This window comes from Streptomyces sp. NPDC005281 (assembly GCF_040607495.1).
In the GTDB taxonomy this organism is placed as follows: Bacteria; Actinomycetota; Actinomycetes; order Streptomycetales; family Streptomycetaceae; genus Streptomyces.
On record NZ_JBEXGX010000009.1, the window covers coordinates 73301 to 85501 of the forward strand.

At 73.1% G+C, this 12201-nt stretch carries 11 protein-coding genes; 7 read left to right on the forward strand and 4 right to left on the reverse strand.

What is annotated here, in order from left to right:
- Positions 1-67: 67 nt before the first annotated feature.
- Positions 68-850 (reverse strand): peptidoglycan recognition protein, encoded by a 783-nt coding sequence (locus tag ABZV42_RS14895; RefSeq protein ID WP_356052137.1) that lies wholly within the window; start codon positions 848-850, stop codon positions 68-70.
- A gap of 342 nt (positions 851-1192) precedes the next feature.
- Here ABZV42_RS14895 and ABZV42_RS14900 point away from each other — a divergent pair, with 342 nt between their 5' ends.
- Complete coding sequence (locus tag ABZV42_RS14900; RefSeq protein ID WP_355983650.1) at positions 1193-2377, forward strand: MarP family serine protease; 1185 nt, start codon at positions 1193-1195, stop codon at positions 2375-2377.
- Positions 2378-2491: 114 nt separating this feature from the next.
- Here the strand turns inward: ABZV42_RS14900 and ABZV42_RS14905 are convergent, their stop codons facing one another.
- Positions 2492-2983 carry a GNAT family N-acetyltransferase gene (locus tag ABZV42_RS14905; RefSeq protein ID WP_355983649.1) on the reverse strand — a complete coding sequence of 164 codons (492 nt, stop codon included), beginning with the start codon at positions 2981-2983 and terminating at the stop codon, positions 2492-2494.
- Positions 2984-3055: 72 nt separating this feature from the next.
- Between ABZV42_RS14905 and ABZV42_RS14910 the strand changes: the two genes are divergently transcribed.
- Positions 3056-3973 carry a TIGR01777 family oxidoreductase gene (locus ABZV42_RS14910; RefSeq protein WP_356052140.1) on the forward strand — a complete coding sequence of 306 codons (918 nt, stop codon included), beginning with the start codon at positions 3056-3058 and terminating at the stop codon, positions 3971-3973.
- A 263-nt stretch (positions 3974-4236) separates the two neighbouring features.
- A complete protein-coding gene (locus ABZV42_RS14915) occupies positions 4237-5631 on the forward strand; it encodes an NAD(P)/FAD-dependent oxidoreductase (protein ID WP_355983647.1) in 1395 nt (464 codons plus the stop codon).
- 330 nt (positions 5632-5961) lie between these two features.
- Here ABZV42_RS14915 and ABZV42_RS14920 read toward each other — a convergent pair whose 3' ends face one another.
- A complete protein-coding gene (locus ABZV42_RS14920; protein WP_355983646.1) occupies positions 5962-7434 on the reverse strand; it encodes a regulator in 1473 nt (490 codons plus the stop codon).
- A 329-nt stretch (positions 7435-7763) separates the two neighbouring features.
- Here ABZV42_RS14920 and lipB point away from each other — a divergent pair, with 329 nt between their 5' ends.
- The 4 genes from lipB (at position 7764) to ABZV42_RS14940 (ending at position 10969) form a co-directional block, all read left to right on the forward strand.
- Positions 7764-8570, forward strand: a complete 807-nt coding sequence (lipB, locus tag ABZV42_RS14925; RefSeq protein WP_355983645.1) for a lipoyl(octanoyl) transferase LipB — start codon at positions 7764-7766, stop codon at positions 8568-8570.
- 131 nt (positions 8571-8701) lie between these two features.
- Positions 8702-9667 (forward strand): lipoyl synthase, encoded by a 966-nt coding sequence (gene lipA, locus ABZV42_RS14930; protein WP_355983644.1) that lies wholly within the window; start codon positions 8702-8704, stop codon positions 9665-9667.
- A 292-nt stretch (positions 9668-9959) separates the two neighbouring features.
- A complete protein-coding gene (locus ABZV42_RS14935; protein WP_355983643.1) occupies positions 9960-10154 on the forward strand; it encodes a hypothetical protein in 195 nt (64 codons plus the stop codon).
- Positions 10155-10270: 116 nt separating this feature from the next.
- Positions 10271-10969, forward strand: a complete 699-nt coding sequence (locus tag ABZV42_RS14940; protein ID WP_355983642.1) for a DUF4191 domain-containing protein — start codon at positions 10271-10273, stop codon at positions 10967-10969.
- Between the two features lie 621 nt (positions 10970-11590).
- On the opposite strand, the gene ABZV42_RS14945 is transcribed toward ABZV42_RS14940, so the two are convergent.
- Positions 11591-12058, reverse strand: a complete 468-nt coding sequence (locus tag ABZV42_RS14945; protein WP_356052142.1) for an RDD family protein — start codon at positions 12056-12058, stop codon at positions 11591-11593.
- Positions 12059-12201 lie beyond the last annotated feature (143 nt).

Consider the following 12201-nt stretch of genomic DNA (forward strand, 5'->3'; position numbering starts at 1 on the left):
CTCTGGGGAGTCTGTGAGCGGCCGGGGGCGTACCTGTGAAACTGCCGGTGCGGGGCCTGTGCGGCGGTCAGCGGCCCTGGATACGGGCCGCCAGCTCGCGGATCTCGGGGAGGCGGGCGCTGAGGGCGGCGCCCGGGCAGCGGGTCATGAAGGCCGCGTCGTGGCCGGAGACGGTGGAGAGCACGGCGGCGGTGCCCTCGGCGTAGCGGCTGAGACTGTTGCTGGAGACGAGGCGGACCGTGCCCCGGGGGTCGACGCCGCTGAGCCCGAGCTTCCAGGCCACCAGCCGGGCGATCGCGTCGGTCATCGCCTTCGGCACCGGTGATCCCGCCGTGAACGTGCCGATCGCGGCGATCCCGGCGGTGCGATGGTTGAAGCCCTGGGTGTGCGCCCCGGTGACGGGACGGCCGATCCCGCCCGCGCGCCCTTCGTAGATCGTGCCGCAGCGGTCGACGAGGAAGTTGTAGCCGATGTCGTCCCACCGCTTGGCGCCGGTCTGGCCCGCGTACACGTCACGGATGATGCGGGGCACGTCGGCGCAGTCGTAGCCGTTCGGCGAGTCGGTGTGATGGATGAAGACCGCGACGACGCGGTCGTCGTACCGGGGCGGCGGCTGCTCGCGCGTGCTCGTGGCGTCCAGCCACTTGGAGCGCGGCACGATGGGCGGCATGGCGACGGGCCGGGGCACGGTGATCCGGGCCTCGACCGGGGGCGGGACGGTGGCGCGTGCCGCCGTGTGGTCCACTCCGGCCGCGCACGTCACCAGCGCCACGACGGCGAGCAGACCGGGTACGCAGCCGAGGAGGACGAGGACCGGTTTCGGCAGCCCGGCCGGCGCCCCCCGGCGCACGCCGGGGGGCACGGGGGCGCGGGGCGCTCGCCACGGTCCGGTGCGGCTCTCGCGGGCCCGGGGGCCCGGCCGTCCGTGGCGCCCGTGCCGGACGGCGCGGGACACTGGTTCCCCGCTCCGTATTCGAGGCTCACGCGGCTTCCGGAAGACACGCATGGAGCCACCCTGACCCGGATCCGCGCGGGCCGCGATGTGTGGTGTGCCACCTGGTGGAACCATCAGGCGTGTCCGGGACGTTTTTACAGGTCCACGGGTATGGCCGTTTCCACGGCACCGAACGCGCGTGGCTGATCACCGGGCCCGCCCGACGCGTACTAAGGGGCCCTAGAGAAAGGCGGCTCCGTGGACGTGCTCGACCTCCTGCTGATGCTGGTCATCCTGGTCTACGCGGCGTCCGGGTACCGCCGCGGCCTGGTGGCCGGCTGCGTCTCGCTGGCCGGTTTCGTGGGCGGCGCCGTCATCGGCGTATGGGTGCTGCCGTGGATGATGGAGCTGGTCACGGCGGGGACACCGGCGGCGACGGTCACGGCGGTGCTCACGGTGCTGGTGCCCGGCGTGGTGGGCCACGAGTTGGCCGGGCGGCTGGCGCTGAAGCTGCGCCGCGAGCTGGACGAGGGGCCGCTGCGGGTGGCCGACGGGGTCGGCGGAGCCGCGGCGAACACCCTGGCGGTACTGCTGGTGGCCTGGGTGGCGGCGAGCGTCCTCGGCGCGTCCTCCTCGACGGTGGTGACCCAGTCGATCCGCAACTCGGCGCTGCTGGGCGCCGTGCAGAACTCGATGCCGGAGACGACGCCGACCTGGTTCTCGCGCGCGACCTCGGCACTCACCGAGGCGGGCTTCCCGCAGGTCTTCAACCCCTTCGAGAACGAACCGACGGCCGGGGTCGCCAAGCCCTCCGGGGACAGTGTCACGCCCGCCGCGACGAACGCGGCCAAGGTGAGCACCGTGAAGGTCGAGGGCGCCTCGGGCAACCAGGGCCGGGAGGGCAGCGGCTTCGTCTTCGCCGCGCACCGGGTGATGACCAACGCGCACGTGGTGGCGGGCATCGACCGGCCGACCGTGCGGGTGGGCGGGGTCGGCCGCTCCTACCAGGCGCGAGTGGTCCTCTTCGACCCGCAGAAGGACGTCGCCGTCCTGTACGTGCCGGCTCTGCGCGCCCCCGTCCTCCACTTCGACGGGGTCGCCTCGCGCGGGGACTCCGCGGTGGTCGCGGGCTATCCGCAGGACGGCGGTCTCGATCTCCAGGCGGCCACCGTCGCGAGCCGCATCAACGCGACGGGCCAGAACATCTACAACTCGGGCACGGTCACCCGCGAGATCTACTCGATCCGCTCGACCGTCCGTCCCGGCAACTCCGGCGGTCCGCTGCTGACCACCGACGGCAGGGTGTACGGCGTGGTCTTCGCGCGTTCGACCTCGGACGACGAGACCGGTTACGTCCTGACGGCGCACGAGGTCGCGGGCGACGCCCACAAGGGGGCCCACGCCACGGCCCGCGTGGACACGGGCCACCTCGTCACCTCCTGACCCGGACCGGGTCGGGAGGCTGCCCCCGGCCGGGTCACGACCGGACGGCGGGCACTGGTCGGCGGGCGCCGGGTGGCGGGCGCTGGTCGGCGGGCGCTGGTCGGCGGGCGGCGGTCAGAGGGGGCGTCCCATCAGGACGTCGTCCACATAGGCGCCGTCCAGCAGGAACTCCCCGGGCAGGATCCCCTCGACGACGAACCCCTCGGACTCGTACAGCCTCCGCGCCGGGGTGTTGTGGCCGAGCACCCGCAGGGTGATGCGCCGGGCGTCCTGGCGGCGGGCCTCCTCGCACGCCGCCCGCAGCAGCGCGCGGCCCACCCCGGCGCCGCGGACCTCGTCGGCGACGGCCAGCCCGAGGATCTGGCGGACGTGCGCGTTGCAGGCCAACGGGGTCGGGAAGCCGATCCGGATGTATCCGACCGGGCGGCCGTCGAGTTCGGCGACGAGATGGTCCCGGGGACCGAACCGCTCGCTGTAGAAAGGCGGGTACGGCGGCCGGGGGCGCGGCATGACCGCGTGCAGCGTCGACCAGGTGTCGCGGTCGAGCCGGCCGAGCGCGTCCTCGTCGTCCAGGGTGGCGGTCCGTATCCGCGGAGCAGCTGACATACCGGTCACTGTACGGCCGCCGCGCTGCGGCCCCTTTCGTGAAGTCGGCGGCTGCGCGGGCAGGATGGACCCATGAGCGACTCACCGCTGTCCCCGGGTTCCCGCATCGTGATCGCCGGCGCGTCCGGCCTGATCGGCTCCGCGCTGGCGCGCTCCCTGAGCGCCGAGGGGCACGAGGTGGTCAGGCTCGTGCGCCGTGAGCCGCGCTCGCCGCAGGAGCTCCGCTGGGATCCGCAGCGGCAGCGGATCGACGCGGTGGGGCTCATCGGATGTGACGCGGTGGTCAATCTGGCGGGGGCGCCGATCGCGGGACGGCCCTGGACGAAGACGTACAAGCGGATGATCCGGGACAGCCGGGTGCTCGGGACGGCGACGCTGGCGGAGGCGGTGGCCTCGCTCGACGAACCGCCGCGGGTCTTCGTCAACGGGAGCGCGATCGGGTTCTACGGCGACACGGGCGACCGCGCGGTGGACGAGTCGGCGCCGCCCGGGGACGGGTTCCTGCCGTCCGTCTGCGTGGAGTGGGAGGAGGCGACGGCTCCCGCGCAGGAGGCGGGGGTACGCACGGTGCTGCCCAGGACCGGACTCGTGGTGGCCGGTGAGGGCGGGGCCTGGGCCAGGCTGATTCCGATGTTCAAGGCGGGCGCCGGGGGGCGGATGGGGAACGGGCGGCAGTACTGGAGCCATATCGCGCTGCACGACGAGGTGGCCGCGATCCGGCATCTCATCGACACGGAGTCGCTTTCCGGACCGGTGAACCTGACCGCTCCCGACCCGCTCACCAACGGCGAGATCACCGAGGCGATGGGCCGGGTCCTGCACCGCCCGACCCTGCTGACCGCCCCCGCCCCGATCCTGCGCCTCGTCCTCGGCGACATGGCCGGGGACGTCCTGGGCAGCCAGCGCGTCCTGCCCACCCGCCTCCTGGAATCGGGCTTCACCTTCGCGTTCCCCTCGATCGAGGACGCCCTGCGGGCGGCCCTGGGCTGAGGGGCGTCGTACGCCCACCCCGGCTCCGGGCGCTCCGGCCCCGCCGGGGTGCCGCCGCCTCCCCCGGGGCGCGTGTGCCGGCCCGGGCGGGCCCGACCGCCGCCGCCCGGCGGGTACATGCACCCCCCATGCTCCCGTGCACGGCCGCCGCGCGGCTTCCCCCGTACGGCCGAACCTCGCACCCTCGATCCGAACTCGGGCATTCCAGAAGCGTGTTGGGGGCATGACGTCCCCACCGGCCGCGCAACCTCGAGGAGGGGCACGTGCTAGAGCCCGCACGCCACGCCGCGCACACGGCGGAGATCACCGAAGACGTCGACGTCGTCGTCGTGGGAGCCGGTGTCGCCGGCCTCGCGGCCGCACGTCATCTGACCGGGGCGGGGCTGAGGACCGCCGTCCTTGAGGCCGCCCCCCATGTGGGCGGCCGCATGTCCACGGAGAAGGTCGACGGCTTCCGGCTGGACCGGCTCGGCCGGCTCCTGTCCACCTCGTACCCGGAACTGCGCCTCACCCCGGGCCTGGGCGGCCTCGTCCTGTGCCCGTTCGCGCCGGGCGTGCTGCTGCACAGCGACGGCCACCGCCACCACACGGGCACGCCCCGCACTCCCCGGAGCGCGAGGGGCGCGTTCACCACTGCGCGCGCCCTCGCGAGCGCCCCCCGGCTTCCGCTGCCCCGGCCCGCGCGCGGCACCACCCGCCCCGGGCCGCTCGGCAGCCCCCTCGACCAGTCCCGTCTCGGCGCGGCCCTCGCCCGGCTCGCCTCGACTCCGCCGGAGCGCCTGCTCGCCCGCCCCGACCTCACCGCGGCGAAGGCGCTGACCTCGCGGGGTCTCCCGGCCCGTACGGTCGACGCCTTTCTGCGCCCCCTCCTCGCCGCCCTGCTGTGCGACCCGGAGCTGCGCACGTCGAGCCGTTGCGCCGACCTCGCGCTGCACTCCTTCGCGACGGGCCGGCTGTGTCTGCCGGAGGGCGGCGCGGACGCGCTCCCCGAACTGCTCGCGGCCGCGCTTCCGCCCGGCACGGTGCACACGGGCGTCGAGGTCACCGCCGTCTCCACCACCCGGGTCACCACGAAGGACCACGGCGAACTCCGCTGCCGGGCCGTCCTGTTGGCGACCGGGGCCCGCGCCGCCGCCCGGTTCCTGCCCGGACTGCACGTACCCGGCTTCCATCCGGTGACCGTGCTGCACCACACCACGGACGAACCGCCGCTCACCGAACCGGCGTTGATCCTGGACGCCGACCGGAGCGGTCCGGTGGCGCACACTTCGGTCGTCAGCCAGGTCGACCCGACCCGGGCGCCCGCCGGCCGCGCACTGATCTCCTCGACCGTGCTCGGCACTCCGCCCGCCGCGGCCCACCTGGACGCGACGGTCCGCGCCCAGCTGGCCCGTCTCTACGGCACGTCGACGACCCGCTGGGAACTGCTGGCGGTCCATCACGAGCCCGAGGCCGTCCCGGCGATGCCGCCACCGCACGACCCACGGCGTCCCGTACGGCTGCTCGCGGGCCTGTACGTGTGCGGCGACCACCGGGACACCAGCACCGTGCAGGGCGCGCTGCACTCGGCCAGGCGGGCCGCCCACGCCCTCCTGACCGACCTGGACGTCAGCCCGGCCGCCCCGCTGGCGGAGCCCCTGGAGCCCGCTGCCGCCTGACCCGCCCCCGGAGCTCCGCAACGGGGCTGCGGAGCTCCGGGGCCCGGGGGCGCCGAGCCGCGGACCCCTGGCCCTCCCGGAGGGCCGGCCCGGGGGCCCGCCCCGCCCCCGGTGCGCGCATCCAGCTTCCCGGTCTCCGGTACCCCAGGCCGGAGACCGGGGACGCCCCGCCCCGGCCCTGGCCCGTCCGGCGGCGCTGGGCTCGGCGTGTGCTCCCCCGGGCTCCCCCGGGCTCCTCCGGGCAGGGGCGCCGACGGCGTCACTCGCCGGCTCCCCCGGACTTCGGCCGGGAGACCTCGCCCCGCCTGATCCGCCGGACGGGCCCCGCGCTCAGCTCAGCGCCGCCACCTTGTCGCGGTAGCCGCGCACCGGCGCGGCGTCCTTGTACGGTTCGAGCCGTTTCTCGAAGTCCCGCACGTACTCCACGGCCCGCGCCGAGCGCATCTCCGCCGCCTGCCCCGCCGCCTCGGCGCCGAGCAGACAGGCCTGGTCGAGCTCTCCGAGCCCGAGCCGCGCGGAGGCGAGCACCACCCGGCAGAACAGCCGGCTGCGCGCGTACCCGGGCGCCCTCAGTTGCAGCGAGCGCTCGGCGTGCTGCGCCGCCGCCCGGAACTGCTGGAGGTCCCGGTGGCAGTGCCCGAACTCGTCCGCGAGCTGTGCCTCGTCGAAGTACCGGGCCCAGTGCGGGACCTCGTCGCCGGTCCGGGACGCCTCCAGCGCGCGTTCGGCCCGGACCAGGGAGGCCGTGCAGGCCCGCACCTCGCCGAGCACCCCGTGACCGCGCGCCTCGACGGCGTGCAGCAGCGCCTGCACGACCTGCGGGCCCCCGGTGCCGAGGCCCTGCTGCGCGACCCGCGCGAGCTGCACGGCCTCGCGCCCGTGCCCGAGATAGACGGCCTGCCGGCTCATCGTGATGAGCACGTAGGAGCCGTACACCCGGTCTCCCGCGGCCTGCGCCAGACGCAGCGCCTGGACGAAGTACCGCTGCGCGAGTCCGTGCGCGCCGATGTCGTACGACGTCCAGCCGGCGAGCCGGGTGAGGTCGGCGGCGGCGGCGAACAGGTGCCGGCCGGTCTGCTCGCCGTAGGCGCCGCGCAGCATCGGCTCGGCCTCGTGCTCCAGATAGCGGACCAGTGCCTGGCGGGCGTGGCCGCCGCCGTAGGCGTGGTCCAGGGCGCGGAAGAGCTCGCCGACCGAACGGAGCGCGGCGATGTCCCCGCCGCTGACCCGCTGGCCGGGGCCCCGCTCGGTGCGGCCGCGCCGGGACGAGGGTCCCCCCTGCTCGGGCGGTGCCGTGATCTTGGGCGGCACCGGGCGGCCCTGGGCGGGGATGCGGGCCGGCTGCTCGCCGCGGGCGACCCGGTCGTCGGCCCGGCCGATCAGCCAGTCACGGCTGGGCACGACGAGCCCGGCCGGGGTGAAGGCGATCTTGCGGAGCTCGGCGTGGCTCCCCGAGTCCTTGCGCCACAGGCCGCTGACGATGTCCACGGCCTCCTCGGGGGTCGCGGCGAACTCGAGCCCCGCGTACACGGGCGCGCAGGCGTCGAGTCCGAGGTCCTGCGCGCTCAGACGGCGGCCGAGGCGGCGCGTGAACACCTCGGCGATGAGCGCGGGCGTGGTGCCGCGGGGCTGCTGGCCGCGCAGCCACCGGGTCACCGATGTCTTGTCGTATCTCAGGTCCAGTCCGTGTTCGAGTCCGAGCTGGTCAACGCGACGGGCGAGACCTGCGTTGGAGAACCCCGCTTCTGCGATGAGCGCGGCGAGCTGTCGATTGGGCGTGCGCTGCGCGGGTCGTTCCGTCATCTGCGGTGCGGTCTCCTGCCTTCGGGTTACCGGCGGTCCCAGGGGGCGTGGAACGCGTATGCGCCTCCCCCGAGGACGCCCTGTGCCCGGATTGCCTGTGAGCAGCCCTTATGGCCTCGTGAACGGCGCGAATGTAGCGGAGCGTGAGCACGTCATCGCACACATCGACCTTCATTCATCCGATCGTGTGAGTATTGGCCGTCGAGCTGACGCGGATCGGGCGGACGTACAGTGGCGTGGGTGCGCCACGGACCTGACGAAAGGTTCCTCCGCGTGCCCCGCACGGGGACCACGACGTTCCCGAGGAAGCTTCTAGGGAGGCCCTTGCCGTGAGTGAGTTGCGGTTCGTCCGCATGGGATTCGGTGCCGAGGCCGTCGAGTACCAGGAGGCGTGGGACGAGCAGCGCCGCGTGCACGCCGCCCGGTTCCTGGACGAGATCCCCGACACCTGCCTGCTCCTGGAGCACCCCCCGGTGTACACCGCGGGGCGGCGCACCGCGGACAACGAGCGGCCCCTGGACGGCACCCCCGTCATCGACGTGGACCGCGGCGGCAAGATCACCTGGCACGGTCCCGGCCAGCTGGTCGGCTACCCCATCCAGAAGCTCCCGCGCCCCGTGGACGTCGTGGCACACGTACGCCGTCTGGAAGAGGCGCTCATCCGCACCTGCGCGGAGTTCGGCCTGGAGACGAGCCGCATCGAGGGCCGCAGCGGCGTCTGGGTCCTCGGTGACGCCAAGGACCCCTCCGAGCGGGCCTCCGCGCTCGGCGGCCTCTCCCTCGACTTCGACCCCCGGCTGACGGACGAGGAGTTCGACCCGCGGCTCGACGGCCCGGAGTACGCCCCGTCCAACGCGGGCCAGCGCCGCGAGGACCGCAAGATCGCCGCCATCGGCATCCGCGTCGCCAAGGGCGTCACCATGCACGGCTTCGCCCTGAACGTGAACCCGGACAACGCCTGGTTCGACCGGATCATCCCGTGCGGCATCCGGGACGCCGGCGTCGCCTCCCTCGCGAACGAGCTGGGCCGCGACGTGACCATCGAGGAGGTCCTGCCGGTGGCCGAGAAGCACCTCAGGGACATCCTCGTGAACGCGGACCTGAAGCCGCGCGTCGTGGAACGCGCGCCGGCCTAGGACCCGCGGGCCCAGGACGGGACACCTCCGGGAATGGACCCCCGCTCCCGAAGGTTGCCCACGTCGGGGGCCGAACACCGCACGGGCGTACCCTGGTGTACGCCGAAGAATCGAAGTTACAGGGAGCCGATGTGTCCGCAGTCGCACCCGACGGACGCAAGATGCTGCGCCTGGAGGTCCGGAACAGCCAGACCCCCATCGAGCGCAAGCCCGAGTGGATCAAGACCCGGGCGAAGATGGGCCCCGAGTACACGAAGATGCAGGCGCTCGTGAAGAGCGAAGGCCTGCACACGGTCTGCCAGGAGGCGGGCTGCCCCAACATCTACGAGTGCTGGGAAGACCGCGAGGCCACCTTCCTCATCGGCGGTGACCAGTGCACGCGGCGCTGCGACTTCTGCCAGATCGACACCGGCAAGCCCGAGGCGCTTGACCGTGACGAGCCGCGCCGTGTCGGTGAGTCCGTCGTCACGATGGACCTGAACTACGCCACGATCACCGGCGTCGCCCGCGACGACCTGGAGGACGGCGGCGCCTGGCTGTACGCGGAGACCGTCCGCCAGATCCACGCGCAGACGGCGGGCCGCGAGGCCGGCCGCACCAAGGTCGAACTGCTGGCGCCGGACTTCAACGCCGAGCCCGAGCAGCTGGCCGAGGTCTTCTCCTCGCGCCCCGAGGTGTTCGCGCACAACGTCGAGACGGTCCCCCGGATCTTCAAGCGCATCCGTCCGGGCTTCCGCTACGAGCGCTCGCTCAAGGTCATCACCGAGGCCCGTGACTACGGTCTGGTCACGAAATCGAACCTGATCCTCGGCATGGGCGAGACCCGCGAAGAGGTCAGCGAGGCGCTCCAGCAGCTGCACGACGCGGGCTGCGAGCTCATCACGATCACGCAGTACCTGCGGCCCTCCGTGCGCCACCACCCCGTGGAGCGCTGGGTCAAGCCGCACGAGTTCGTGGAGCTCAAGGAGGAGGCCGAGGAGATCGGCTTCTCCGGCGTCATGTCGGGCCCGCTGGTCCGCTCCTCGTACCGGGCCGGCCGCCTCTATCAGATGGCCGTCGAGAAGCGTGGCGCGTACGTCGCCTCCCAGGCGGTCTGATCCCCCGAACGGCACACGTTGCGAAAGGAAAGCGGTGGCACCCAGTGCCACCGCTTTCGTGTGAATCGGCGCACAAGCAACTCGCCCTCCACAACGGCCCGTTCACACCCTCCCGGGGCATCCCCGCAGTTGAACGGCGCATCAGGAACGGGGCAGGAAAGGGACCCGCGGTATCAAGGCTTCATTGGTGTTTGACCGCTCGGTCACGTACTGGTAACACCAATCAGTGACTCTGGTTCCACGTCACAAACTTCCCCGTCCGAGCTGTCGATCCCGAGGGGGGATCTTCATCATGCAGGCCGCGCCCGTACGCGCCACCGCGATTCCGTCGTTCACCGATGCACTGCGTGCCGTCGAGTCACTGCTCATGAGCAGTGGGCAGCGCACCGCCCGCCGCAACGCCTGGACCTCCGTCCTGGAGGACCGCCGCCGCGCCAAGGACCGCGTCGAGGCCCAGCGCGTGCTGGAGTCCGTCATCCGTTCCTGACCGGCTCCGGCCGGCTCCGGCCGGTGCCGGTCAGGAAGCCCGCTCCCCGCCACTGCGGCCCAGCTCACCCGGTACTGCCGTCGTCGGCGCTTCGCGGGCCACGTAGACTCGTGGGCATGGCGAGGAAGGCACCCGCAGCGGACGCTGCGAACCCCGGGCGACTCAAGCAGATCGCTCTGACGTACAAAATGACCCGCAAGGCCGATTCCAGGATCGGTCTTGTACTCGCGGCTGTCGGAATTCTCACCCTCGGTGTCTTCCTCGCGATCGGCTTCCTGATCGGTCACCCGGTCTATCTCGGGATCCTCGGGCTTCTGCTCGCCTTCCTCGCGACGGCGATCGTCTTCGGACGCAGGGCCGAGCGGGCCGCCTTCGGGCAGATGGAAGGCCAGCCGGGCGCTGCCGCGGCGGTGCTCGACAACATCGGCCGAGGCTGGACGACGACCCCCGCGGTCGCGATGAACCGCAGCCAGGACGTGGTGCACCGGGCCGTCGGCAAGGCCGGCATCGTGCTGGTGGCCGAGGGCAACCCGAACCGGGTCAAGAGCCTGCTGGCCGCCGAGAAGAAGAAGATGGCGCGGATCGTCTCGGACGTCCCGGTGCACGACATTCTCGTGGGCACCGGCGAGGGCCAGGTGGAGCTGAAGAAGGTCCGCACGACGATGCTGAAGCTGCCGCGCGTGCTCGCCGGCCCCCAGGTGACCGCGACCAACGACCGGCTGCGCGCGATGGGCGACCTGATGAGCAACATGCCGCTGCCGAAGGGCCCGATGCCCAAGGGCATGCGGATGCCGCGGGGCGGTCAGAAGCAGTGACGCTCGCGCAGGCCTGACCAGTTCAACGCCGACGGGGCGCCCGGAGATTCTCCGGGCGCCCCGTCGGCGTTGCGAACTTTCCTCGCCGCGGCACCCGCGCTCACCACACCGGGCTGCCCCTCACCGGGGACGGATCACTTTGGCCGGGCCGTCCATCGCCGGAAGCCGGTCACCCCGGCCGTACTGGGCCCCCTCGCCGGAAGCGGTCTGCCTCTCGCCGGTAGCCGGTCACGGCGGCTGTGCCGGGCTGCCCCTCACCGGGCGCCGGTCACGGCGGAAGTGCCGGGTCGTCACCCTCGCCGGGCGCCGGTCACGGCGGAAGTGCCGGGTCGTCACCCTCGCCGACGGCACCTCGGCCGTGCGAGCCGTCGCCGGGAGCCTGTCACCTTGGCCGTACTGGGCCGTACTGGGCCGTCCGTCGCCCGGCGCCGGTCACGGTGGAAGTGCCGGGTCGTCACCCTCGCCGAGGGCACCTCGGCCGGGCCGTCCGTCGCCTGGCCGGGTGGCGGGGTCGCCTCGGCCAGGCCGGCACGTCACCGGGGGCACGTCACCGGGGGCGGGTCACCTCGGTCGTACTGGGCGGTGCCGGGGTGCGAGGGCGGCTCGGTGTGGGGTCCGGGGTCAGATGCGGACTTCGATCGTGCGGGACAGGCGGTCGTGGAGGCCTCGGCCGTCGCGGTCCCAGGTCAGGGCCGGGACGGCCACGCACAGGAGCGCCGTGCGCAGCAGGACGCGCAGCGGGTTGGCCCGGCCGCCGCCCTCGGCCACGACACGCAGCCCCAGCAGCCGCTTGCCGGGAGTGGATCCGACGGTGCCGATCGTGAGCACGCCGAGGACGAAGAAGACGAGCAGGGCCCAGTTGCCCGTCGCCTGGCCGTAGCCGTCGGTGAGCAACCCGTATGCGATCAGGAGACACAGGCCCCAGTCGACGGCGAGGGCGCCCAGACGGCGGCCGGGGCGGGCGATCGAGCCCGGTCCGCTCTCCGGGAGACCGAGCTGTTCGCCGCGGTATCCGAAGTCGACTCCGGCGTCCTCCGCAGCCGCGCGGGGGCCGGAGAGCCACGATCCGATTACTTGCCTGTTGTCCACCCGTCCACGGTACTGTGCACGTTTTGCCATCCGGACAGGAGGGGCCGCGCGAACCCAGGTCGGTTAACTTGGGCGAAACAAATGGGTCACGCTTGAGAAATCCCCCGTCCCTATGGTCGGCTCCAGCGTGTGCCACCGCACTG

Bases quoted from the DNA above. Each gene is read 5' to 3' on its own strand.
- ABZV42_RS14940 (WP_355983642.1), top strand. From the start codon at position 10,271: ATGGCGAGGAAGGCACCCGCAGCGGACGCTGCGAACCCCGGGCGACTC.
- ABZV42_RS14905 (WP_355983649.1), bottom strand. From the start codon at position 2,983: ATGTCAGCTGCTCCGCGGATACGGACCGCCACCCTGGACGACGAGGAC.
- ABZV42_RS14910 (WP_356052140.1), top strand. From the start codon at position 3,056: ATGAGCGACTCACCGCTGTCCCCGGGTTCCCGCATCGTGATCGCCGGC.
- ABZV42_RS14920 (WP_355983646.1), bottom strand. From the start codon at position 7,434: ATGACGGAACGACCCGCGCAGCGCACGCCCAATCGACAGCTCGCCGCG.
- ABZV42_RS14935 (WP_355983643.1), top strand. From the start codon at position 9,960: ATGCAGGCCGCGCCCGTACGCGCCACCGCGATTCCGTCGTTCACCGAT.